Consider the following 23,762-nt stretch of genomic DNA (forward strand, 5'->3'; position numbering starts at 1 on the left):
TCAGTCGGCGATCGACAGCGCGATGCCGTCCAGGATGTCGTGCTCGCTGAACCGTCAACTCCTCGATGCCGGCCCGCTCCCGTAATGCAGGGGCCAGCTCCTCGATCACGATCACGTCGACCCGACCCTCGTGCATCGGCCCCAACGCGGCCCGCTGGGCGGCCCGCGGCATCGCGATCAGCCCATCGCAGACGGTGAGCAACCGGTCTACGTCGACACGAAGGAGGTGAATGGCCGCAGAGTCATAGGCCGTCATGTCATGGGCGAGCGCAGCGACCGGCGTCATCGTGCCGGGCCAGCCCGACCCCACTACGCGCCCGTTCCACCGGCACGATGCGCACCGCGTTCCCGAGCCGGTCGCGAACCATCGCGGGCCGCCGCCACCTCGGCGACCGCGGCGGGTCGGAGTGCAGGCACCGCTCGGTCAGCCGGACACAACCGATGTCGGCGGAGAAGCTCGCGGTCACCGTCTCGGTGCCCAGTACCACCTTGGTCGACCACCGCCCAGGTCGACGACGACGAAAGCCTCTGTTGCGGAGTTCAATTCGCTGACCGCACCGCGGAACGACAGCTCAGCCTCCTCAAGGCCGGTGATCACTTCGGCGACGGCGCCGTCCATGACATCACCGAGCACCTCGGCAGTCATCGCGAAGATGACATCACGATTACCGGCATCATGGGTGGCCGATGCCCCGCGACCATCCGATGCCGGTCCACACCATGGGCGGTGACAGTTCCGCGTAGTTGGTCAGCGCGGACCGGGTGCGCTGCAACGCCTCCGGCGCGAAATCCCCGGTAGCGTCCACGCATTGGCCGAGCCGCATGATGCGCATCTCGCGAAGCACGTCGATCAGCTGCCCGTGGGGCGGCGCCCTGGCCGGAATCGCCCTGACGGTGTTCTGGCCGACGGCGCCGCGCTGGGTGGGCGTGCCCTTGTATCTGCTGCTGGGCTGGGTGGCGGTCGGTCACACCGGGATGATTCTCCACAACGCCGGGGTGGCTGCGATGGTGCTGCTGGCGGTGGGCGGTGTCCTCTACAGCATTGGTGCGGTGTTCTACGCACTGCGTCGGCCCGACCCGTGGCCGTCGACGTTTGTTTATCACGAAGTTTTCCACGCCTGCACCGCAGTCGCGGCGATCTGCCACTACATCGCCACGTGGCTCGCGGTCTTCTGAACTACCCGAACATTTCGAGTGTCAGTATTGCCCGCTGGACGTCGATAAAGCACTTTGTGGCCAGCGGCAATGCTCCTGCAGGTTGATCGACCCGGATCGGTAGCCTGCAGGAAGGCTTATCGAGGGTTTATGAAGAATGATGATGATGCTAAAACCACGTGGTTGTTCTTGGACTCTCCACATGGGCCCGGTCGTTCTTCTGGTACGGCCGGGAGCGGGCCTGGGCGATGTCACGGGCCTGCAGCCACCCAGCGAATTCATGATTGATGAACTCGCCACCGCAGTTGAATCGAAGACCACCATCGGGAACGGGAACCGCTGCTGCAGTCCCTCGACGCCCTCGGTGATCCACTTGGATGCGTTGTTGCGGATCGAGGTGTTCTCAGTCCAGCCGGTCACGACATCGGTCATCGTCAAGGTGCGGGCGAACTCGCCGATCAGCGTCGGGCCGCAGTGCGCCACGGTGTCGGCCTCGATCACCCCCCCGGTGCATCGGGCGCCTCGTCGGCGCAGGTGCGGATCGTGATCGAATTACGCAGCAGCGGAGACGGTTTCGTCGTCGAAATGCCCTTGATGCGCATCCTGTCCCGTGCCGGATTGAGGTAGCGGTCCACGGTGTCCGCGCTCATCGCCTTCAGCTCGACCAATGCCGCCTCGGTGGCGAACGGCTTGTCCAAGTCGCCGGCGGCGCCCAGCAGCGGCAGCCACAGCTCCAGCATCACCACCAGGTACTTGCCGCACGGCATGCCCATCAACGCCCACACGTGGGCCAGCAGCGCCCTGGCGTCGTCGCTGAAGCCGCGCGGGCGCAGCGTGCGCCTATCGACCTGCTCGGCCGGATCCGGCAGCCGCGGGCCGGTCAACGCCCGCCGAGCTGTCGAGCCGCCCATCCCCGTAGTGGCCACCACCCGATCCAAAATCCTGCCTTTGTCCGCCTTTGCCGCCTTGCGGTACTGGACCTGCAGCTTGTTGGTTACCTGCCGTCTCGCGGCCATATCGATCTTGCCCTCCACATCGGGCAAGCCTTCCCGGCCATACGCTCAAAGTAGGTGAGGCACCACCACCGGCTACGCGCTCAAAGTAGGTGAGGCACGCCGCTGAATTGACGGCCAGATTGGAATTGGGTGCTAAATTTGACCTTCATGTTCTCTGGAGCGCACAGGCGGGTGGTGTGGCGATCGGTTGTCGCCCTTTTCGCCGCGCTTTGGCTGCTTACTGGGGGCGTCGGTGAGTTCAAGCACACCGCGCCATCGACACCGGACACCGCCCATGCCCTTCTGTCCTCCTTCACTGGTTCGGTCGTGGTCAATGGCGATCCCACGCATCTCAGGCAATGTCCATGTCCGTCGCCGCAATGCCCCGAAGTGTGTGCCGCGGCGATTCTGCCCCAAATGACGCCGGGTCTTGTCGCGCTCGGGATGCTGGCGGCGCTGGCCGCTGGTGCGGGCTGGGTTTTCGAGCACATGCTGCAGTCCGGGTGGGGTCCGCCCCGTGGGCTAGGCGTCATTTGGACTGGCCAGGATCTTTTGACCAGATATTGTCTCGCACGCCGCTGACGGTATGGCGTCACATCGTTGGGCGCTGCACGAGGCTAGTTGATCGCTGACCCTGTCGGCGGCTGCGCTGCCTGACTGCGTGGCTGTAGCGGCTAGCAACCGTCGCTTGTGTCGGTCCGTTCGGCAAACGGATCTCGCGCCCAGTGATCTGACGCATGCCCCTGCGGCGCAGATCATTTTGCTGGTTCGGCGTGTCCGACAGCGCCCGATCGCGCCGGATGGGTCCGTTCGTCCACCCAGAAGTCTGCGCGAGAAGGAGAATTTTGTGTCCGTTTCCCCAGCTAGGCCACCGCTGCTGTCGGCAGCGCTGGCTTGCCGCATCACCTTTGAGGCGCCGCTGATCGTGTCCGCGATTGTCATTGCTCTGATGACCGCGGCGCTGCCACGGCGTCGAATTTCGGGCTGCAATGTCGGGTCGCCGAGACATCACCGACCCTCGCCGTCACGCCGCTGACTGATCGGAGCCACAACGATGGATTATGGGCTGCTGCCGCCGGAAATCAACTCCAACAGAATGTTCCGCGGTCCCGGTTCGGAATCGCTGTTGGCCGCCGCCGCGGCTTGGGAGGCGCTCGCGGAAGCTCTTTTTTCCGCGGAGATCTCCGTCCTCTCGACAATCTCAGGCTTGGGCAACGACTTCTGGCAGGGGCCTTCGGCCTCGTTAATGGCCGACGCGGTCAGGCCCTACTTGCAATGGATCGCCCTCACGGCCGCACGCGCGCACCGCACCGCCGCGCAAGCCAGGTCGGCAGCGGCGGCCTATGGAATCGCCCTGAGGCAGACGGTGCTGCCGATGCAGATCATCGCGAACCGCAAGCGGTTGCGGTCACTTACCGCCGCCAACCACCTCGCTCAACACACGCCTGCCATCGCCGCTGTGGAAGCGCGCTACAGCGAAATGTGGGCTCAGGACGCCGCCGCGATGTACAGCTATGCGCGTAATGCCGCGGCCGCGACCGAGCTCGATCCTTTTCCCGTGCCCGATGTCGAGCTCATCGGTGTCGGGCCCGGAGAGCCAGGTGACACTCTGGCGTTGCGGCGAATCAAAACAGATGCGCAGTTGTATCGCGCCGTGCCTTGTGCGTTGGAGAGCCTCGCATCACCGACATCGCACTCACGTGGCACGCCGCAGCCGACACCAGATTCCGGTGCCGATCCCGATTCTGATAATGCAGGGCTGACGTCGCCGATGTCGGCCGTCTGGGCACTGATCTCGAGGCTGGCAGGAGCTGACAGTGATCGTAGTGACACAGTCGGTCGGACAAGGGGCCGGCCCGTGCCGGTGCGGGCTTGGTTCAGCGGCTGCCGCGTGCCCCCGCGCAGCCGGTTGAGCACTTATTCGGGCAGGCGGGCCGCGCCAGGGGAGCAGCCCGACCTGAAACCCGCGGCCGCGGTCGGGGAGCTCTCGGTGCCCCAGGCCTGGGTAGAGAAGGCCCCGCCACGGCCTGCGCCGACCGTTCCGCCGCTCGCCAGCCGTTTCACTTCGGCCTCGGACCGCAAGCCATGAATTGTCGCGCCGACAAGCCGGCGCGACTATAACTGGCGCGTCGAACTCACGCCCCTCAGGATCGCCCCCGACTCGGTTGGAGACTCAACACCATCATGGACAGTACCTGTTCTGACCCACGTCAACTCACCCTGACCACGGGTCACGCCAAAGGAGCTGACTGGCACTGGGCCGCTCGCTGGGCGCGCCGGCTGGCCTGGATCAGCCTCGCCCTGGTGGTCGCCGAAGGAGCCGTCGGCCTGTGGCAAGGCATCGCGGCCGGATCCATCGCGCTGACCGCGTGGGCCCTGGGCAGCGCCCCCGAGGCGGTGGCCAGCCTGGTGGTGATCTGGCGGTTCAGCGGCGCGCGAACTTTCTCCGAGACCGCCGAGCTGGGCGCTCAACGCGGCGTGGCGGTGTCATTTTGGCTCACCGCCCCCTACGTCGCCGCCGAATCCGTCCATCACCTCCTCGGCGACCATGAACCCCACATCACATCGATCGCCATTGCGGTGACCGCGGCCGCACTGGTGCAGATGCCGGTCCTTGGGTGGGCTCAGCACAGACTCGGCGCTCGTCTGGGGTCAGCGGCTACAGTGGGCAAAGGCACCCAGAACTATTTGTGTGCCGCCCAAGCCGGCGCAGTCTTTGTCGGTCTGGCCACGACGGGCCTGTGGGTCGGCGGGTGGTGGTTGGATCCTGCGATCGGTCTAGGCATCGCCGGTATCGGTGTCTGGCAAGGCTTACGCTCGTGGCACGGACAGGGTTGCGGATGCTGAAAGCGGCAATAGCAACAAACCGCACGATCACTGCCCGGGTAGTCACTATTCAACGTATCGATTGCTTGGCCCCTATTTCTCGAGTCGACAACAAATCGTATGCAGGAGTTGTACTTTGATGCTTGATGATTCATCGCGTCGCGATCGTCGTTCAACGCGGCAATGTGAACTTTGCGTCCCGAGTCTCCGGTTGCGGTCGCAGTCTCGGTTGCGTATCCCGGAGTGCGCAGGCTGCGGGGAACCGGCGTTGAGTCGCGCTGATCTTGAGGCGCTGCGCGAGATCGGTGCAGCGGCAGGACCGGGGCGGCGGCGACCGAGTTCGCCGCAACCGTCTATGGGTAAAATCTTGGGCAGTGAAGCCCGGCTATCGTGGGTCCTGGCCGCTGTGGCGGGATTGATCGGGGCAGCGGCCTTTACCCACTCTGCCGGCTACTTCGTCACCTTCATGACCGGCAATAGTGAGCGCGCAGTCCTGGGATTTTTCCGCAATGAACAATGGCTTTCGATCACGGCAGCGCTGCTGTTGGCGTCGTTTGTCGGCGGCGTGGTGATCGCGTCGCTGTGTCGACGGCATCTGTGGCTGGCGCATCCCCACGGCTCCACGGTGTTGGCCGCATTGTTCCTCGTTACGGCCGCCGCTGTGGACGTCATCGTGGACGGATGGTCAACACATGACGTGTCTTTCGTGCCAGTTATTTTCGTTGCTCTGGGAATTGGTGCCCTGAACACCTCGTTCGTCGACAAAGGTGAGGTATCGATCCCGCTTAGCTACGTGACAGGCACTCTGGTTAAGCTGGGTCAAGGTATCGAGCGTCACATCAGCGGCGGGCGGGCCACCGACTGGCTCGGATACTTCCTGTTGTGGGCCAGCTTCGTCGCTGGGGCAGTGATCGGAGGATGCATCAGCCTGGTGGTGAGCGGGTCGCAGATGCTGGCGGTCGCCGCCGCGGTATCGGTAATCACCAGCGGCCACACGTATTTTCACGCCGACCGCCGAGCCCTGCGACGATAGCACCGCAATGCGTACACGCGCAGTGGGCCCAGGCACAGTTGTCGCCGACCCTCATAGATTGGCGGGATGAGGTTAGCGACATCGCAACGCATTGTGGCAACAGACCCCGGCATGCGCCAGACACGCCGCAATAGGCGCAGAGCTGTCGCCGCGCAAGCGTGGAAGACAGCCCGAGTAACGTCATGGTTGCGAGCACTGGCTGCGGACGCCTCCGCGTCTCTTATCACCTGCTGCGCAATCGTTTTCGTCTGTGCATGCGCACATCCGGGCGCACCGGCGAGGCCCCGCACAAATCCCACTGCCGGGATCGCCATCGACGCGTTGATTATCAGCGTCGACGATGTGCGCCGCATCGCCATGTTCGATGGCCTCACCCAACAACCGCAGCTGGAGATGACTCAACCACCCACGCCAAACCCGAACGCTCCCATCGCATGCCAAGCAGTAGGAAACACCAACCGCACCTTCGGGAACAACTGGATCATATTCCATGCGGTGTCCTACACCGCAGCCGTCGGTAGCGCAACCCCTGCCTTCCACACCCGCGTAATCGCCCTGGTACGTCAAACCATCGCCGCGTATCCCAGCAGCGACGCGGCCCACACCGCGCTTGATGGCCTTGTCTCCGCACTCGCGGAATGCGCTGCGTTGCACGCCAACGCCGACTATCAATTCACCATGGAGATGCTCGACCCCTCAACCGCGACGCTCAAGTCCACCGACAACACCTGGACCGAAACGTACCGCGTGAAGTCCTCCGTTTTGATCGACGTCTTGGTCTCCGGCCTACCGAGCCATGGCCCGACCGCGAACTCCATCCTGTCAGCGATCACCGATCGTGTGACCTAACCGCCACGCTCACGTGATCAATCAGCGCGCTGACGTGCAATAGGAGGCGCACAGGACCCGTTGCGCAGCCCGAGGGTTGCTGTCAACTGAAGTGAGGGTATTCGCCGATAGGGCTGTTCCGCACAAACAGGAGACCCTGATGAACCCCAAGTTCGACTTCCTGTCTGAGCGCTGTACCGCCAACCGGATGTTGCTCATGATGCGATGAAGGGGCGGGGCCTCCGCTCGCCTGCTGCGCAATCGTGCAAGTCGGACCCCTTGGACGCCCGCAGAATCGCAGCCGCGGTTTTGTCCCTTGAACCTGAGCAGTTGCGCCGGCCGCGAAGTGGCGACGGTGTTCGGGCTGCATTGCGGGTTTTGGTCACCGCCCGTGAGCACATGACGACTGAACGCACCGCGGCCGTCAACGCACTCACCGCGCTGCTGCGGATGACCACCCTGGGTATCGACGCTCGTAAGCCATTGACCGCCAGGCAGATTGGTGAGGCCGCCCGCTGGCGCACCCGGGCCGAAGATCTTGCCACAAGCACCGCTCGCGCCGAGGCAGTCCGAATGGCCAAACGCGTGGTCGCCCTCAACGCAGAGCTGGCAGCCAACCAAGCGCAGATGATTGATGCGATCTGAACCATCCTGGGTTTCATGCACCCTCGGGGTTCTGTGAGCCGGCCGGTTGGTCGGTCACAAGTTCGGAATAGTAGCGGGCTTCGGCTTCGGCGGGTGGGATACGCCCGAGGCGGTGCATGAGGCGCTGCTGGTTGTACTTATGTGGGTGATCTTGTCAAGGCAGCCGTTCAGGATGCGTCGGTGTCGAGTCGGTGGAGGATGCCGTCAAAGATGTTCTGGCGTCCGATTTGACCCTTTTGGGCTGCGTCGTCGCGTTGCCGTTGGAGGGTGGGCCGGAACTCGATGGTGGTGACGAAGAAGCTGCACGATTCACAGATCGATTCGAAGTGGCAGTCCATCTCCACGGGTCGAGCGCAGTAGCCGTTGCCGAGCATGCGCCGATGCATCTCGGTGCGCAGCTTGCGCATTTCGCGGCTCTCGTCATCGCCGGCGAGCTCGCGGGGCTGGCCATAGAGGGCCTCGACTTTTTCGGTAACGGCGAAGTACTCGTCGGCGACGGTCTTGTCGGCGATGCGCGCGTAGATCATGGTCATGGCGAGGGTCTTGTGTCTGACCCGAAAATCGGATGGTGAGTGGGCAGCCGAAGGCACCCGACGGGAGCCGGGTCATGTTGTGGCGTTGTCGATTTAGTGTCAGGCCGCGTTGTCGGTGATGACCGCTTTACCGTCCCGGATGGCGATGTGCTGGCCGGTGAGCGCTTGGAGTTGGGTGGCGAGGTCGCGGGCACGGCGGTGTTTGTTGATCCGGGATTCGTAGTAGCCGGGTCCGAGGTCGCAGAATCGGGCTTGTGGATCGGAGAGCAGGTGATAGATGACGGTCAGCACCGAGTTGCCGGTGGCCACGATCGCCTTCTGCTTGCCGCGGCGTCGCGCCAGGCGCCGATAACGGGTGCCCAGGAAGGTGTCGGCGCGGGAGTTGGCGAACGCGATGCGGCCAAGAGTGCCGGCCAGCCACGGGTTGCCTTTGCCGCGGCCCTTGCTCATCGACTTACCGGCCGACTCGTGGGTCTGCGGGCAGAACTTGGCCCACGACACCAGATGCGCGGCCGTTGGGAACCGGGTCATGTCGACCCCAGTCTCAGCGATGAGTTCGGCGGCGGCAACGGTGTTCACGCCGACAATGTCAGCGAGCCGGGCTGCCTGTCGGGAGAAAGGGTCGATCGCCTCCTCGATCCGGGCGTCGAGTGTGGCGATCTGCGCGCCGATCCGGTCGCTGTTATCAAGCATCATCCTCAGAATCGTCGCGTGGTGGTCGGTGAAGAATCCGCGTAGCGCCTCTTCGAGCTGGTCGGTCTTCTTCCGCGCACCGCTTTTGGCCAGCCGGGCCAGCGTCCGCGGATCCCGCTCTCCGGCGATCAGGGCTTCCATCATCACCCGCCCGGATACGCCGTGCAGGTCCGAGAGCACCGACGAGATTTTGATCTGGGCGTCCTCGAGCAGCTTCTCAACCCGTTGCTGCTCACGGGTGCGATCCTGCACCAGAGCCCGACGGTAGCGCGTGAGGTCGCGTAGCCGACGGATCTCGGGCGGCTGCACCAGTGACGGGCGGCACATCCCACGCTCGGCGACTTTGGCCAGCCAGACCGCGTCGGCCCGGTCTGTCTTCGCCCGACCTGGCACTTCTTCACCTCGCGGGCGTTGACCAGCCAGCAGTCAAACCCCTCGGCCTCCAGAAGGTAGTACACGCCCTTCCAATAGGTGCTGGTCGATTCCATCACCACCCGCTGCACCTGCCAGTGCCGCAACCAGCCCGCCAACGCCAACAGCCGTGTGGTCGTCGTACCGTAGCTGCGCAGCTCCTGCATTCGTCTGCCGGCCCGTTGTGCTTGCGGCACCCGCACACACGCCTCCAGAACAGCCTTGCCCAGATCCAGCGCCGCGACCCGCTCCACTAGCAGTTCGACATCATCGACCTCGTCCATAACGAAAATCCTTCCCGGAAACCGATTACATGAGCGCGGCCGCCCGCAGGAACCGAACAGGGATAGAAAAGAGTCGGACCCTCGTGCTCATGGCAACAATGCGCAGCCCCACCATCGGCTCCCCGGATCAAACTGATATACGGGCTCACCAGCGCCAAGAATGATCGACCTCGGCGAGCGACCGCACCCGATTTTCCCGCATGCGCGGGCGTCCCCGGAAGGGGACCACACAACTGATATACGGGTGATCTGCGGCGGGTGATCTACCCGGGCGTGGGCCGGTTGACCGACGAGCCAGGAGACCCCGATGGACCAGTTCAGGCCGTGCTTGATTCGTCACCATCGTGGGGTGGAGCTCGTCGCGATCACCCTGGGGCATCCGCTGCTGGATGACTATCTTGCCTTCGTTGGGGCGCGAGCTCGGACCAATACCTGGCTGGCGGTGGCGTCGGATTTGAAGATTTTTTTTGGGGTGGTTGCGAAGGAGCCAGCGCAGGTTGATCGCGGCAGATGTCTTCGCGTTCTTGGCATCTCAACGCACTTCCCGCTTGGGCGAGCGGGTGGTGCGATTGGAGGATGGCGAGCCGGGCTTGGCGGCGCGCACGATCGCCCGCCGGTTGTCGAGTGTGCGTGGTCTGTACGCCTACCTCGCGGCCCGAGGTGACACCGGCGTGAGCCGCAACCCGGTTCCGAGCAGCCTGGCCGCCCGCCGCCCCGGTGCTCGGCGCGGCAAGGGCGGTGTGCCGTTGATCCGCACGCCGCGGACGCTGCCGCGGGTGCTGGCGCCAAGCGAGGTCGACGCGCTGCGGGCGGCGTTGCGCACTCACCGTGACCGGGCCATGGTCGAGGCGATGCTGTTGGGTGGCCTGCGACGTTGCGAGGTACTGGGCCTGCGCCTCGACGACGTCAACGCCGGCCAGCGGCGGGTGTTCGTGGCCGAGGGCAAGGGCGGGCGGCAGCGGATAGTGCCGGTATCTGCGCGGTTTTTCGCCTCGCTCGGGGACTATCTGGACCACGAGCGGCCGCGGGCGTCGACCGACCGGGTGTTCGTGGTGTTGAAGGGACCGCGGCGCGGTGAGTCGTTGACTGCGGCGGGCCTGGACGAGATCCTCGACGGTGCGCGTGGGCGCGCCGGGCTGACGCAGGCGACGTGCCATCAGCTGCGGCACACGTGTTTCACCCGGCTGCGGGAGGCCGGGATGGCACTGGAGGCGATCCAAGCCCAGGCCGGCCACTCCTCGATCGTCTCGACCCGCATCTACCTGCACCTGGCAAACGACTGGTTGGAGCGGGAGTACCTGCGCGCCGCCGAAGCGATCGAGGCGCAGGTCGTCGCGTCCGGCGAGGCGGCCGAGGAATGAACGGTTCACCGGCACATCGCCCCAACATCGAGGAACTCGTCGAGGCGTATCGGGTCGACCTCGTGGCGGCCGGAATGTTCGCCGGACACCCGGTGACCTCGGTGGCTCGCATGTTCTTCACCCGCGTGGGTGTGGCGGGCTGGTCCGTGTTGCCGCTGGCAACCCAGTGTGCATTGCCGCTGAAGGATCGACGGGTGGTCGGTTGGTTGATCGTGACGGGACGGCTGCGGCCCAGCCCGGACTATCTTGTGGCGTGCCGGCCCTACCTCGGCGAAGTCGCCGCCCATCATCACCGCGGGTTCCACGAGCGGTTTGTCGCACGCTCCGCTGAGCTCGGGTTCGGCCCTGTGGCGACCCGCCTGCAGTGGTCGGCGCTGGCCAAGGTGGCAGCGCTGGCCGGGCTGACTCCCCAGTGGCTGACTCAGCCGGTGATCGACGCACAGCGAAAAGCTTTGACCGCCGCGATAACTCGCCACCGACCCGACAGTCATGGCGCCAAGGCACTGAGCGCGGCGCTGTTCGGTGCGCAGACCACTTTGTTCCACCTCGGCGTCCTTGACACCGCTCCCCGCAAAACCAACCCGGACCGCTCGGCCGAGCGGGCCGCCCAGTGGGCTGCGGTTCCGCCACGGCTGGCGGCCACCTTGACCGGTTACATCGCCCAGACCCGGTTGTCGCTGCGGGCCTCGACGATGGTGCGCGTCGAGGGCGTGCTGCGGGAGTTCGCCGGCTGGCTGGCCGTGAACGCCCCCGAGGTGCTCTGCGTCGCCGACCTGCGTCGGGTACACATCGAGGCCTACAAGCTGCACCTGTCCACCCGGCCCTCGGCCCGTGGCGGCAGGTTGTCCAAGACCGGTCTCGCCGAACACCTTGGCGCCCTGCGCACCTGCTTCGAGCGGCTCACCGAATGGGACGGCGACGACATCCCCGCCCGCGTGCTCATGTTCCCTGGCGACCTGCCACTGCGCGACGACCCGCTGCCCAGGTTCCTCGATGACGCCGCCTTCACCAAGCTCCTGCAGGCCGCACGCGCCGCCGACGACCCGTTCGTGCGACTGTGCGTGGAGTTCCTGGCCCGCACCGGACTGCGCAAAGGCGAATTCCTCGATCTCACAGTCGATTCCGTCGTGCAGATCGGGGCCGCGTACTGGTTGCACGTGCCGCTCGGCAAACTGCGTACCGACCGCTACATTCCCTTGCATCCCCAACTCAAGGATCTTCTCGACACCTGGATCGCCACTCGGCCCACCAGCTTGCGCAGCCGCTACCTGTTCGTCGAGTACGGCCAACGCATCGGCCAAGGCCGCGTCGACCGGGCAGTCGCCAAGGCCGCGAAAGCAGCCTGGCATCGGCCATGTTTCGCCTCATCGCCTCAGGCATACCTTGGCGACCCAGGCGATCAACCGCGGCATGTCCCTCGAAGCCCTGGCCGCATTGTTGGGGCACCGATCGATGCGGATGACCCTCGTGTACGCCCGAATCGCCGACCGTACTGTCGCCGACGAATACTTCTCCGTCAGCGAAAAAGTCGAAGCCCTCTACGACCAGCCGCGAACACTGCCCGCCGAAGCCGAAGGCGCCGAAATGCGCAAGCTCCGAGTCGAGATGCACCGCCGCATGCTCGGCAACGGCTACTGCGCCCGACCCGTCGGCCTGGACTGCCACTTCGAATCCATCTGCGAATCCTGCACTTTCTTCCAGACCACCATCGAGTTCCGCCCGACTCTGCAGGCACAACGCGACGACGCCGCCGAGAAAGGACAACTCGGCCGCCAGAAAGTGTTCGATGGGCTGCTCGCCCGACTCGATCAGACCGCTTCCTGACCAGACGTACTTGACAAGATCACCCGCATAATGTCCGAGTAGGGCCGCGATGGCGTCGAGGCTCATGCCCCGGTTCACGGCCTGCGTGGCTAGGGTATGGCGCAGCTGATGGGCGGTGACGTTGCCGATTCCGGCGGTGTCGGCCAGGTGCCGCAGCGCTTTGGTCACGCGATGGGAGCTGATGGGCCGGTTATGTTCGAGCAGAAGGCGATTGGTGCGCAGTCCGGTGGGTCGGTGGTGGCTGATCCAGTCGTCGAGCAGCTCTTTGAGTTGCGGGTGCAGCGGGATGTAGCGGTCATTGTGCAGTTTGCCGATCGGGATCCGCAGCCAGTAAGCCGAGCCGATCTGCACGACCGCATCGGCAGTGAGGGCCAGCAGCTCGCTGCGGCGGATCCCAGTGCGGGCAAGCAGCTCGACGATCAACCGAGACAACGGGTCCGGGTCGGCGCGGGTGGCGCGCAGTAGCTTGGCCGCAGCGGCGTCATCGAGGAAGCGCGGCAGCGGTTTGTCGATGATCGGGAGGTCCCCAGGGAACATCAGCGGCCGCACCGGCGGGTTCGGGTAGCCCCATTCGGTAATCCGAGTGAAAAAGCAGTGCAGATTGATCAGCGCGTTCTTGATGCTGACCCGGTTGAGCGGCTTGCGCGTGGTCGGCCGGGGATGGGTGCACAGCCACGTCTTGAACGCTTCGATGTGTTCACGGTGCAGGTCGGCGCAGCTGCCCACCTCGGGGTGGGTGTCGGCCAGCCAGGTGCCGAACTCGCGCAGATCGTGCTCGATGGCCTTGACGGTGCTCGGTCGCAGACTCAGCGTGACCTGGGCGACATAGCGCTGCGCGGACTCTGCGAATCTCGTTGCCACCGTTGCCCATCCGGTCACCGAGACCGGCGGGCTAGTTGTCGGCGGCCGCAATGTGGAGATCTGGCCGGCGTGGAACAGCGTCAGCCGCAAGCGGTGAAAGACCGACGCCACGTTGCGCCCTGCGCTGGGCTTGCCGCGACGGGCGTAGGCGGTGGTCATCGCGATGCGGGCGGCATCGAAGTGCTCATCGGTGACCGCGCACGGCGACCTACCGGTGATCGCGGCGATCTTCGCCAGGATGTTCCACTGCGCCGCGGTATCGCTGTTGGAAACACCGATCCTCGAACAGTTTTCGACGAACCAGTGATAGTCCGCGGCGCAGAACCCGCGGGCCGGGATGCCCGGCCGCAGATCGCTGCAGCTGAGCAGTTCGGCATCGACGATGATGCGCCCGGTGACCATCAGCCAGGAGGTAAACGATCGTGCCTTGGCGACCGCGTCGAGCTGCTGGTCCGCGGTGAGCCCGCCCCAGCCGCCGGCACGGGCGATTTTGGTCTGGCAGGTATGCGCGGCCTGGGTGGTCGATCGTCCCGTCTTGCGTCCTGCGGCCCGCATCGCGGCCAGATAGTCTTCGACGATCGACGCGTCGTCTACGGCCAGCGACAGCGGCGCGGGCGTCACGGCGCCTGCACAGCTTGGGCGTCGATCGCCTCGACCGCCCGCCGGTATTCGCCGGCAAGCCAATCGTTGGCCAAATGCAGGTAGACGCGGGTGGATTCGATGGAGCGATGGCCGGCCTGGGCCTGGATCGCCTCCCAATGCCATCCCGGCCTCACGTAGGCGTGTGAAACAGGTATGCCGCAACTGATGACAGGTCAGATGGGCGATACCGGCGCGCCGGCGGGCGCCAGCGATGATCTCGTCAAGCCCGGCTGCGCTCAACGGCCGTCCACGGCGCTGGCCCTTGAGCACCACGAACACCTGATCTGCCGCGCAGTGGGGCGGGCGTTCGGTCTGCAAATAGTCGGCCAGGGTGGTGAAGAACCGAGCTGATACCGGCACGATCCGCTGATGGCCGCCCTTACCCTCAGCGATGAACAACCGCTTCTCACCGGGCCGCACGTCACCCAACCGCAGCCCGAGCACCTCGCAGCGCCGCAGCCCGCCCAGCAGCATCGCCTCCACCATCGCCCGGTCCCGACGCGTGCGAAGCGCAGCCATCAAGGCGTCTACCTCGCCCGGGTCGATGACCCGCGGCAGCGTGCGTGGCGTGCGGATCAGCGGCACCCCACGCACCGCACGGCTCGGGGTGCGAGTCGACAACCCACGGGGCACGGGGTTTCTGGCAACGACACCACGAACGATCAGGTACTCGAACAACCCAGTGACCGAGGCCAGGCGCCGCTTGATCGTGCGCGCCGACAGGCCCGCTTCACCGTCTTCGATCCGCACCACTTCCGCGCCGCGGCGCGGCTGGCGCTGCGTGACGATGAACGACAACACGTCCGCAATGTCGACATCCTCCGGCGCCTTGCCCACCACCAAAAAGAACACCTTCAAATCGAACGCAGTGGCCAGCACCGTATTCGGACGCGCTCGAGAGGCCACGGTGCCGAGATAGTCGTCGAGCAGTTGATGACCCAGTCGCGGGACGCCGCCACCGGCCGGTCGAACCAGGCACGGCACGCACACGACAACCTCCCGACCACAGCATCGGCGCTGGCCCGGCCGCATCACAGAAGACACGCCGAGGATCACCCGCATATCCAAACCAGGCGACGTAGTCGGCGGTGATGTACTCGACATCGCCCAGTGCGTTCAGCGGGCCGCGGCGAAACGGCGAATCCGCCCGGATGCACTCGTTCTTGTAGAGTCCGATCGTGGTCTCGGCCAACGCGTTATCCCGCGTCGTCAACTGCGCTTGATCCGGTAGGTGATCAGCGAATTGTTCGGGTGACGCACCCGTTTCATCCGTGGTTTGTACTGCAGCCGTAGATCGTGATCATTGGTTTTCTCGTCGTCGGTAGTGGGATTGGCGGGCTCGGTATTGGTGTTGTCGTCGCCATCGTGACCAGGCCAGCAGGCTGGTGATGGTGCGGTTTGTGGTCAGTAGTAGGGCGTCGAAGAGTCGGCGGAATTCGTTGACGGTCAACGTGATCAGCCCGGTGGGTGTGGGTGTGGTGTCGCGTTCGATTGCGGTGGCCACGGCCAGGAAGGCGTGGGCGAGCATGGCCAGGGTGGTCCAGCGGTGCCAGGATTTCCAGCGCCGGACCTGGTGCTGGTCGATTCCAACCAGGCCTTTGGCTGCTTGGAAGGATTCCTCGATGCGCCAACGCTGGCCGGCAACCTGCACCAGGGCGCGCAGCGGCACGGGTTTGGGGCTGTAGCAGCGTAGGTAGGCGTGCTCGCCGGTGGTGTCGTTGCGCCGGATCAGCAAATGGTGCACACCAGTATCGGTGTCGTCTTCGGCCAGCAGGCGAAACCAGGCCCAGGAATACAGCCGGGGACCGTGGGCTCCATCGCCGGCGGAGTGTTTCTGCCAGGCGTGTGCCGGTATCAGCGCCGGGAGGGCATCGACGCGGATCGCACCGGCGTGGGTGGGCACACGTCGGTTGGCCGCGACCCCCAGCACATAGCCCAGCCGGTGGCCGCGAACGGCCGCCCGCAGTTGGGGGTCGGCGCCATAAACTTCGTCGCCGGCCACCCACGCCGCAGGAACTTCGGCGGCCACAGCACGGTCGATCAGCGTGATAGCCAGGGCAGGCTTGGTAGCGAAACCCCGCTTATCAGAGGGGATTCCGGCATCAGCGCAGCGATCCGAGTCCTGGGTCCACGATTTGGGCAGATACAGCGCCCGATCGATCAGCGCGTGTCCACGCGGGGCGGCGTAGGTCAGATACACCGCGACTTGTGAGTTCTCGATACGCCCAGCCGTACCCGAGTATTGGCGTTGCACCCCGACACTGTGGGTGCCTTTCTTGATGTCGCCGGTCTCGTCAACGACCAGGATCGCGCCGCGATCACAGAAGGCGTCGATGACGTAATCACGCAGATCATCGCGCACGGCATCAGCATCCCAGCTGGCCCGTCCCAACAGGTGTTGCAGCCCATCGGGGGTGGCCGCACCGCGGTGCTCGGCGATGGTCCAGCAATTTCTTTCTGTCCAACCCAGAGACCATCCCGGCCATCAGCTCACCGGCATGACGCAGCGGCTCATATCGGGCGAAACGCGGCGCGATCCGATCAATCACCGCTGAAAACTCAGACAACCACCGATCCAGGTCTACGCTATGAACCGCGGCGACCGCGGCCAATTCAGATGTCTTCACAAACTCCGAACAATGCCGCGGTCACCGCCCTGACCAGCGCAGACACGCCCAAACCACACCAACCACGATCTACGGCTGCAGTATTTGGTCGCGAGTTCGTGTTCCTTGCGGTTCGGCAGACGTGGTCGGAGGATCGGGTGTTCTTCCTCGACGGGGACGGCCGGCAGTTCTCGCTGCCAGTGGGCTGGACGGATGCGGCCGGGCCGGACGCGTTCGTCACGATGGCCACGGGTCGGTGCCCGTTCCGGTTCGCCGATCTGGTTGAACTGCGGCGGTTGATCGACGGCCTGTCCGACGACCGACTGTAAAGACGATTATGCCGCTATTGTTAATCAGATTATGCCGCCGGAGTTGTCGGCCCTCCACTTGGACTTGGCGTAATCGCGCCGTCACAGGTTGTATAAAGGCGATTTGGCTATGCCTCGGGCGTGTCGAACACCGATTCGGCCGCATAAGACGGCATAATCATGCTTACATCAAAGTTAGGGAGGTGGTTGTGGCGCGGAAGCGGGAGCCGGATGCGAAGGTGGCGGCGCTGGCCGAGACACGGACTCTGAATCCTCGCCCGGAGGCGGTGGAGGATGAACAGTTCGGGTCCTCAGAGTTCTTCGATGCCCGGGATGTGGTGCAGGTCAAATACGAGATGGTGCGGCGGGTGCGGGTCGACCGCGCGCCGGTCACGGCCGCGGCGGCTGCGTTCGGGTTCTCCCGGCCGTCGTACTACGAGGCCGCCGCAGCGGTGGACCGCGAGGGGCTGGGTGGGCTGGTGCCGGCCAAGCCCGGCCCGCGGCGCGCGCACAAGCTCACCGACGAGGTCATCGCGTATGTGCAGCAGCTACGCGAGCAGGATCCAGGCATGGTTTCGGCGCAGCTCGCCGCCGCGATCGCCGCGAAGTTTGCGATCAGCGTGCACCCGCGATCGGTGGAGCGGGCGCTGGCTCGCGCTGAAAGTTCCAAAAGTGGAGACGGGCAATGACATCGACGATACCGGCGGTGATGGATCCGACGTCGTGGACGGGTATGAGCAGCTGCGCCGCCGAGCGCTTTGCGGCGACACCGACGGATGGCGGCTGGGGCTGGCGGTGCTGCAGCAGCGCGGGGTCGCCGCATGGCTGCGGGTGCGGCAAACGAGCGTCCCGACGGTCTCGCCGCCCACGCCGGCCCGGGCTGGGTCGCCCATCGCCGGAAACGCCGACGCCGAACTGGTCGGGCTGCTGGCGTCGATGGCACTGGCTGTCGCGACGCGGGGATAACCGGCGGTGAGCGAGCAGACCGCGGCGAAGGTGACCGGTGCGCACCTGGCCCGCACCGCCTACCTGTATGTGCGCCAGTCCACGCTGCGCCAGGTGCTGACCAACACCGAATCCGCCACCCGCCAGTACGCGTTGCGGCAGAAGGCGATCGCGCTGGGCTGGGACGCCGAGCGGATCGTCACCATTGACACCGACCAGGGCCAGTCCGGCGCCTCGGCAGCCGACCGGGAAGGATTCCAGCGCCTGGTCGCCGAGGTCGGCATGGGCCGCGCCGGGATCGTGTTGGGCCTGGAGGTCTCCCGGCTGGCCCGCAACAACGCTGACTGGCACCGACTGCTGGAGATCTGCGCCATGGCCGCAACGCTGATCTGCGACGAGGACGGGCTCTATGACCCGACCGACTTCAACGACCGGCTGCTGCTGGGGCTCAAGGGCACCATGAGCGAGGCCGAACTGCACTTCATCCGGGCCCGCCTCATCGGCGGGCAACTGTCCAAGGCGCGCCGCGGCGAACTGCGCATGCCCCTGCCGGTCGGGCTAGTCTACGACCCTGCCGGGCGCATCGTGCTCGACCCCGATACCGGTGTGCAACAAGCCATCCGGCACGTGTTCACCCTGTTTGCCCGCACCGGCTCCGCACGCGCGATCGTGCAGCAGTTCAATGCCGACGGGCTGCTGTTCCCGGTGCGGGTACGCACCGGGGCCCACACAAGGGTGAGCTGGCCTGGATGCCGCTGCAGCACTGGCGGGTGCTGCGCACCCTGCACAATCCCCGCTACGCCGGCGCGTTCGCTTACGGCCGCCGCCGCGAACGCATCAGCACCAACGGCAAGAAAACCTTCCGCTCCCTGCCGCGCGAGCAGTGGATCGCGCTGTTCCCCGACGCCCACCCCGGCTACATCAGCTGGCAGCAGTACGAAACCAACCAGCGGCTGCTGCTGGCCAACGCCACCGCGCACGGCCAAGACCGCGCCGCCGGCCCCCGCCCGCGAGGGCACCGCACTGCTGCAGGGCCTGGCGATCTGCGGGCGCTGCGGACGGCGCATGACGGTGCGCTACCACACCCGCCGCGGCGTCGAGGTCCCCGACTACCAATGCATGAACCGCTGCATCCAAGACGGCACCGCCCGCTGCCAAACCATCCCCGGCGCAGTCATCGACGACGCCGTCGGCACCCTGCTGCTCGACACCCTCACCCCGCATGCGCTCGAGGTCGCCCTGACCGTGCAGGCCGAACTCGACAGCCGCGCCGCCGAAGCCGACGCGCTGCGCCGACAAGCCGTCGAACGCGCCCGCCACCGCGCCGACCTGGCCCGCCGCCGCTACCTGGCCGTCGACCCCGACAACCGGCTGGTCGCCGACAGCCTCGAAGCCGATTGGAACGACGCGCTACGCGCCCTACAGGCAGCCCGCGACGACTACGACCGCATCACCGCCGCCCCAACAGCCACCCTCACCGACCACGTGAAACAGCAAATCCATTCACTGGCAACCGATTTCCCCGCCCTCTGGGCCAACCCGCACACCCCCCAGCGCGACCGCAAACGCATGGCCCGCCTCCTGGTCAACGACGTCACCCTGCACAAGACCGATCGCATCCACCTGCACATACGTCTACGCGGCGGACAGACTCACAGCCTCGCCATTGCAATACCACCGACATCTTGGCAGGCCCGCCAGACCCGCCCCGACACCGTCGCAGCACTCGACCGGCTCCTGGACACCCACACCGACGCCGAGGCCGCCGAAGCGCTCAACGCCGCCGGACACCGCTCCGGCGAGAACAAGCCGTTCACCGCCGGCATCGTCGTTCACGTGCGCCACAAGTACGATTTGCCCAGCCACGCCGACCGGCTCCGCGCCCAAGGCCTGCTCACCGCAACCCAACTCGCCCAGCGCCTCGAAGTGCACCGCAGCACCGTCAAGAGCTGGACCAAGGCCGGGATCCTCAACTCCCACAAGGCAAACGACAAGAACGAACGGCTCTACGAACCACCCATCCCCGGACACCCCAACCTCACCGCCCGACAAGGCAGCCCGCTGAGAAAACGAGTTCCCACCCAACCCACAACAGGAGGTGCACTATGAAGCCAAGCCTTTGCTGGACGGTTCGATGATCCGGGCCAACACCAGATCGCGAAACACTTTGTCGCCCTTGGTTGCTGTCAACGGCAACCGAAAACTGACCAGCTGTCGGCAAGCCGCGCAGTGGTCAGTATTCAGTTGCCGCCGACAGTTGCTGACTCGAATCCCAGAATCCGATACGCCGAGCACAGCGCATCCCACAGGTGACGCATCTGCGAGGAGACAATCGGCAACGGCTCAGACCCCGGCGGCGCGACTACCCCCAGATCCAGAACGGCCTGCCCCGCTGCCAACCGCTCGGCCGCCGCGGCCTTCAACGCCGCCAGCCCCGCCTCGCCGTGGGCCGAACCGATGTGCTCGATCTGGCGCGACCCCCGCCGCGAGGACCACACGATCTGCACCGCCAGCGCGCCCGAGGCCGTCTTCACCGGTGCGGATATAGGCCACCAACGCAGACTACGACCCACAATTAGTGCGCAAATCCGCACCGCATCACCCCGAAAACAGCAGGTCAACGCGCCACAAAATCATGAACCATCAGAAGTGAGCCAAGTCAGGTTGCAGGTCGCAAAAGGGTGTTACTGGGTGAGCCCCATCGGGTGTCCGAGCCAGGCCAGTTCGCGGGCAAAAGCGGCCGAGAACGCGCGCCAGTCGTGCCCTCCCGGTACTTCGAGATAGGTAGTGTTCATTCCGGCCGACGTCGCGACGTCGTAGACCCTGCGGACCTCACTTTTGGTCTCGCGGTCATCAACGCCGATAACGATGGCCCCCGCGCTGGCGGGGTAGCGATGGTCGCGCAGCAGCTCAAGTGGGTTTATCCGACGAAACGCTGCCTGGTCCCCACCGAACGCCTCGGCCACTGTGCGGGCCCGGTCGCCCAGGGTAGGTTCGCCACCCCCGGCGATGTCGAGGAAGGTCGGGTACACCTCGGGGTAGTTAGTGGCCATCTGCAACGCGCAGGTTCCACCGTATGAGGCCCCGCCGATGGCCCACGCTCGCGGCTCGGTATCGACGGTCAAGTTGGCCCTGATCCAGGCCGGCACGTCGCGCGCAAGATAGGTAGCAGCGTTTCCTAGGCGCGAATCGGTGCACAGCGGGTTACGGAAGGGGCTTCCGGTGCCGTCGACTACTACCACCACCGGCGCCAGGCCGCGGTTGGCGTTGGCGAACGCATCCATGGTTTGCACAAGTCTTCCGCCGGCCAGCCAATCTTGCGGTCTTCCGGGCTGTCCGGGGACCAGAATCAGGACCGGCAGCTGAGGCCGCGGGTCAGCGAAGTATGCGGGCGGCAAATACAGTTGAGCGTTGCGGGCGGAGAATCCCGACACCAGTGCGGGGATCGGCGCCCAGGATAGTTTTCCGCGTGACGGCAGCCCGGGCGGCGGCAACCAATGCGCCGCGACCGGGCTCACATCGGCCAGCAGCCGCGGCCGAGTTGCGACGTCAGATATTGCGATGTAGTCGAAGCGGCGCATTTCCAGCGCGTCGGCCAGGGTGGGATAGGCGCCAAACATCATATTGATCTCGTTGACGCAGGCCGCCACGACCACGGCCGCTGAAATTATACCCGCGCCCGCGCGCCGCCGACCCGAAGGCGCAAACAACACACCAGCAATGACGATAACCATCGCGAACACCGCCGCGCTGGCCCACATGTAGATCGCCGGCTGCAGTCGGTCGGGAAACAACTTCCACACATTACGTACCAGATAGACGACGGTCGCTGTGGTAGCCACCGCAACGAGGAGGCACAATGCGAGTAGTACTGCCTTAGCCCGCCCACTGCGGCGCGCCCCCACCACCTGTGCCAGCAGCAACCCGGCAAGCCCGATAGCAGCGATACGCAGCGCGACCGGCAACACGCCGGAGAATAACGACCAGTTCAACATTACCGCGGTCCAATCCGCCACGACGAACGCGCCGGAGAATCGCCGTGGCCAGATGCGCGCAGGCCGAGATGCCCGGAGGTGGGGGTCGCAATGCCGTGAAGCCGCCCATCGCCTTCTGATCGATCCGACCTTGTTCTAGAAAGCCGGGCCCGTGACCGCATCAGCGCGGGAATGATCACGGCGGCGGCTAACGCAGACGCGGTTTCGCCGCCGATGATTTTCACCGGCGCGACGCCTTCGGTTTCGTGCGACTGGATGGAGGCGTTTGCCGCGTTGGCCATCGCAGATGTGGCCGCCGTGATCATCGCGAAAAAGGCACGGCGCGTCCGGTACCTGCAGGCGGTGGACATTGCGACGCTAGCGCGGCGATTTGCCGCGGACCGCCCTGATCGTTGACCACGCGCGCCATCACGATCCCAGCGTCGACCCAGTGGTGGGTCAACCACGGTTTGGTCGGCACTCGGAGCCGCAGAACCACATATCGATGCCCTCATCGCGGCCAGTCAATCATCCTCGCGCGTGATCTTGGGTAGTCAACGTCACGCCGCCAACACCGGGTGATCGGCCACGCCGCAACCGCGAGACCGGTGCGAACAGTTTGACCGCGGGATGGGTGGTTTGTCCGATCTTCCCTAAGATATTTACTCGAAAATCGGGTGTCCATGGAGGTCTTGCACGTCGGCTGCGGCAGAGGATGGCTGCGACGACCCAGAGGCTGAGCGAGCACCCTGGGTGCCACCGAATGGGTCCTCGCAACAAAAGGGTTGGACCAAAGTCCACACCCGGGAATGCCTGGTTTCTTTAGCGCGCTTTCCGTGCGAGTGGTTAGCAATCGAAGCCCGTTGATCGGTACCGAATCGCACGGCCACCACGAGTACGCCGACACGTTAGCGCCACCGCGGTAATGCGGTTCCCGCTGGCGGGCGTCGCTGCGGTCTTAGGGTGGCGCCCGTCACCACCAAGTTGGTCTTGCCGACGGTGACGTTGCCACCCTCGCGCAAGAGTGCGCGAGTTGCGGGTACGCCGTTGACGGACGTGGCGTTTGCGCTGTTCACGTCGCGTATTTCCAGACCCGCCGTGGTCGACTCCAACACCGCGTGTACGCGCGATGCGAAAGCGTCGTCGACAACGAGTTCATTGGTCACGTCGCGACCCACCGTTTCCGGCGCCACTAAGCTTTGTGGCGGCGGCGGGCCCATCGTGTGGGCGAGCCGGTCGACTTCTAGTTGTTCCCAACACGGCTGCGGCCGCGTGAATGGCGCCGTACTGGCAGCCTGAGCCCTGCCGTAGGTGATCGTCGGGGCAATCCGTTTGAGCGTGGGCAAGCTCGGCGGTATTGATGCTGCGAAGCGGTTGCCCACTCCGAAGGTTAGCCGCGGTCCTTGCGGACTTCCTAGCGTGACGGTTTGTCGGTCGCGGATGGCGAGCGGTCCGACGCGAACACCGCCGAGAAACACGCCGTACCGGCTGGTGTCGACCACTCGCCACTGCGTGCCGTCGAATCGCAGAATCGCGTGGATGCGCGAAACCAGCTGACGAACAGCTGGTTGGCCGTCATGCAGCCAGATGTCGCAATCGCGGTGGCGACCAACGGTGACCTCACCGCAATAAAAGGTGTACATCGCCGAGGCAAGCCAGACGGTCAGCGGCGGTAGTAGTTTTCCCTCGCTCACTATTTGCCCTCCAGGCGCGCTACGGCGATCAGCCCAGTGGCATTCGGCACACCGGAAGTCGGCTGGATCATAGGGTCGGCCGCCGTGATGCGATACGCGTGCCCGGCTGCGATCGGCACGTATCTACAACTATGATTCGCCAGT

Annotated in this window: 17 protein-coding genes and 12 pseudogenes; 17 read left to right on the forward strand and 12 right to left on the reverse strand. The window is 65.3% G+C overall.

Features of this window, described 5'->3' with window-relative positions:
- A pseudogene (locus L6444_RS12335) lies at positions 1-884 on the reverse strand (Ppx/GppA phosphatase family protein).
- On the opposite strand from L6444_RS12335, the pseudogene L6444_RS12340 reads away from it, so the two are divergent.
- Positions 859-1,176 (forward strand): annotated as a pseudogene (locus L6444_RS12340) (hemolysin III family protein); the annotation flags it as partial. The pseudogenes L6444_RS12335 and L6444_RS12340 sit on opposite strands and share 26 nt — an antisense overlap.
- A 21-nt stretch (positions 1,177-1,197) precedes the next feature.
- Here L6444_RS12340 and L6444_RS12345 read toward each other — a convergent pair.
- Together L6444_RS12345 and L6444_RS12350 are read right to left on the reverse strand one after the other, a co-directional pair.
- Positions 1,198-1,656, reverse strand: a complete 459-nt coding sequence (locus L6444_RS12345; RefSeq protein ID WP_236982942.1) for a hypothetical protein — start codon at positions 1,654-1,656, stop codon at positions 1,198-1,200.
- A 125-nt stretch (positions 1,657-1,781) separates the two neighbouring features.
- Positions 1,782-2,066 (reverse strand): annotated as a pseudogene (locus tag L6444_RS12350) (integrase catalytic domain-containing protein); the annotation flags it as partial.
- 252 nt (positions 2,067-2,318) lie between these two features.
- Here L6444_RS12350 and lpqS point away from each other — a divergent pair.
- The 6 genes from lpqS (at position 2,319) to L6444_RS12375 (ending at position 7,482) form a co-directional block, all read left to right on the forward strand.
- On the forward strand, positions 2,319-2,732 hold the full coding sequence (gene lpqS, locus L6444_RS31075; protein WP_459561287.1) for a putative copper homeostasis (lipo)protein LpqS: 414 nt from the start codon (positions 2,319-2,321) through the stop codon (positions 2,730-2,732).
- 472 nt (positions 2,733-3,204) lie between these two features.
- Entirely contained in the window at positions 3,205-4,239 is a 1,035-nt protein-coding gene (locus tag L6444_RS12355; RefSeq protein ID WP_236982943.1) for a PPE family protein, read from the forward strand.
- Positions 4,240-4,334: 95 nt separating this feature from the next.
- Positions 4,335-4,997 carry a cation transporter gene (locus L6444_RS12360; protein ID WP_236982944.1) on the forward strand — a complete coding sequence of 221 codons (663 nt, stop codon included), beginning with the start codon at positions 4,335-4,337 and terminating at the stop codon, positions 4,995-4,997.
- Positions 4,998-5,331: 334 nt separating this feature from the next.
- Entirely contained in the window at positions 5,332-6,009 is a 678-nt protein-coding gene (locus L6444_RS12365) for a YoaK family protein (protein ID WP_236984054.1), read from the forward strand.
- A 111-nt stretch (positions 6,010-6,120) separates the two neighbouring features.
- The gene (locus tag L6444_RS12370; protein WP_255731295.1) at positions 6,121-6,858 is read left to right on the forward strand and encodes a sensor domain-containing protein; all 738 of its coding nucleotides are present in this window, start codon (positions 6,121-6,123) and stop codon (positions 6,856-6,858) included.
- 204 nt (positions 6,859-7,062) lie between these two features.
- Complete coding sequence (locus L6444_RS12375) at positions 7,063-7,482, forward strand: IS110 family transposase (protein WP_370652853.1); 420 nt, start codon at positions 7,063-7,065, stop codon at positions 7,480-7,482.
- Positions 7,483-7,495: 13 nt separating this feature from the next.
- Here L6444_RS12375 and L6444_RS31080 read toward each other — a convergent pair.
- The 3 genes and pseudogenes from L6444_RS31080 to L6444_RS12385 all read right to left on the reverse strand — a co-directional run.
- Positions 7,496-7,633: pseudogene (locus tag L6444_RS31080) on the reverse strand (IS3-like element ISMysp3 family transposase); the annotation flags it as partial.
- A 16-nt stretch (positions 7,634-7,649) separates the two neighbouring features.
- A complete protein-coding gene (locus L6444_RS12380; RefSeq protein WP_236982948.1) occupies positions 7,650-8,015 on the reverse strand; it encodes a hypothetical protein in 366 nt (121 codons plus the stop codon).
- Between the two features lie 99 nt (positions 8,016-8,114).
- Positions 8,115-9,403: pseudogene (locus tag L6444_RS12385) on the reverse strand (IS110 family RNA-guided transposase).
- Between the two features lie 497 nt (positions 9,404-9,900).
- On the opposite strand from L6444_RS12385, the gene L6444_RS12390 reads away from it, so the two are divergent.
- The 3 genes and pseudogenes from L6444_RS12390 to L6444_RS30105 all read left to right on the forward strand — a co-directional run bounded on the left by L6444_RS12390 (position 9,901) and on the right by L6444_RS30105 (position 12,588).
- Positions 9,901-10,764: a tyrosine-type recombinase/integrase gene (locus L6444_RS12390; RefSeq protein WP_236982950.1), complete on the forward strand. Its 864-nt coding sequence runs from the start codon at positions 9,901-9,903 to the stop codon at positions 10,762-10,764.
- A 941-nt stretch (positions 10,765-11,705) separates the two neighbouring features.
- A pseudogene (locus tag L6444_RS30100) lies at positions 11,706-12,038 on the forward strand (tyrosine-type recombinase/integrase); the annotation flags it as partial.
- 109 nt (positions 12,039-12,147) lie between these two features.
- The gene (locus L6444_RS30105) at positions 12,148-12,588 is read left to right on the forward strand and encodes a site-specific integrase (RefSeq protein WP_255731297.1); all 441 of its coding nucleotides are present in this window, start codon (positions 12,148-12,150) and stop codon (positions 12,586-12,588) included.
- 39 nt (positions 12,589-12,627) lie between these two features.
- On the opposite strand, the pseudogene L6444_RS12400 reads toward L6444_RS30105, so the two are convergent.
- From L6444_RS12400 to L6444_RS12410, 3 pseudogenes are all read right to left on the reverse strand, one after another.
- A pseudogene (locus tag L6444_RS12400) lies at positions 12,628-15,195 on the reverse strand (tyrosine-type recombinase/integrase); the annotation flags it as partial.
- Positions 15,158-15,292, reverse strand: a pseudogene (locus L6444_RS12405) (IS3-like element ISMysp3 family transposase); the annotation flags it as partial. The pseudogenes L6444_RS12400 and L6444_RS12405, both read right to left, overlap by 38 nt.
- 99 nt (positions 15,293-15,391) lie before the next feature.
- Positions 15,392-16,637 (reverse strand): annotated as a pseudogene (locus L6444_RS12410) (IS701 family transposase).
- A gap of 71 nt (positions 16,638-16,708) precedes the next feature.
- Here L6444_RS12410 and L6444_RS12415 point away from each other — a divergent pair.
- The 6 genes and pseudogenes from L6444_RS12415 to L6444_RS12440 all read left to right on the forward strand — a co-directional run bounded on the left by L6444_RS12415 (position 16,709) and on the right by L6444_RS12440 (position 20,059).
- Positions 16,709-17,026: a DUF5372 family protein gene (locus L6444_RS12415; RefSeq protein WP_255731185.1), complete on the forward strand. Its 318-nt coding sequence runs from the start codon at positions 16,709-16,711 to the stop codon at positions 17,024-17,026.
- Positions 17,027-17,214: 188 nt separating this feature from the next.
- Positions 17,215-17,694: a helix-turn-helix domain-containing protein gene (locus L6444_RS12420; RefSeq protein ID WP_236982954.1), complete on the forward strand. Its 480-nt coding sequence runs from the start codon at positions 17,215-17,217 to the stop codon at positions 17,692-17,694.
- Positions 17,678-17,971, forward strand: coding sequence for a hypothetical protein (locus L6444_RS12425; protein ID WP_236982955.1), 294 nt, complete (start codon positions 17,678-17,680; stop codon positions 17,969-17,971). The genes L6444_RS12420 and L6444_RS12425 overlap by 17 nt, the downstream gene beginning before the upstream one ends.
- A 93-nt stretch (positions 17,972-18,064) precedes the next feature.
- A pseudogene (locus tag L6444_RS12430) lies at positions 18,065-18,424 on the forward strand (recombinase family protein); the annotation flags it as partial.
- A gap of 275 nt (positions 18,425-18,699) precedes the next feature.
- Positions 18,700-18,849 (forward strand): annotated as a pseudogene (locus tag L6444_RS12435) (hypothetical protein); the annotation flags it as partial.
- A gap of 166 nt (positions 18,850-19,015) precedes the next feature.
- Positions 19,016-20,059 (forward strand): helix-turn-helix domain-containing protein, encoded by a 1,044-nt coding sequence (locus L6444_RS12440; RefSeq protein WP_236984056.1) that lies wholly within the window; start codon positions 19,016-19,018, stop codon positions 20,057-20,059.
- A 9-nt stretch (positions 20,060-20,068) separates the two neighbouring features.
- Here the strand turns inward: L6444_RS12440 and L6444_RS12445 are convergent.
- Both L6444_RS12445 and L6444_RS12450 read right to left on the reverse strand, forming a co-directional pair.
- Positions 20,069-20,503, reverse strand: a pseudogene (locus tag L6444_RS12445) (hypothetical protein); the annotation flags it as partial.
- A gap of 131 nt (positions 20,504-20,634) precedes the next feature.
- Positions 20,635-21,918, reverse strand: a complete 1,284-nt coding sequence (locus L6444_RS12450) for an alpha/beta hydrolase (RefSeq protein WP_236984058.1) — start codon at positions 21,916-21,918, stop codon at positions 20,635-20,637.
- Positions 21,919-22,116: 198 nt separating this feature from the next.
- Between L6444_RS12450 and L6444_RS12455 the strand changes: the two genes are divergently transcribed.
- Entirely contained in the window at positions 22,117-22,341 is a 225-nt protein-coding gene (locus L6444_RS12455) for a hypothetical protein (protein WP_236982957.1), read from the forward strand.
- A 491-nt stretch (positions 22,342-22,832) separates the two neighbouring features.
- On the opposite strand, the gene L6444_RS12460 is transcribed toward L6444_RS12455, so the two are convergent.
- Positions 22,833-23,618: an FHA domain-containing protein gene (locus L6444_RS12460; protein ID WP_236982959.1), complete on the reverse strand. Its 786-nt coding sequence runs from the start codon at positions 23,616-23,618 to the stop codon at positions 22,833-22,835.
- Positions 23,619-23,762: the final 144 nt, after the last annotated feature.

The sequence above is a fragment of the Mycobacterium kiyosense genome (assembly GCA_021654635.1).
Taxonomy (GTDB): Bacteria; Actinomycetota; Actinomycetes; order Mycobacteriales; family Mycobacteriaceae; genus Mycobacterium; species Mycobacterium kiyosense.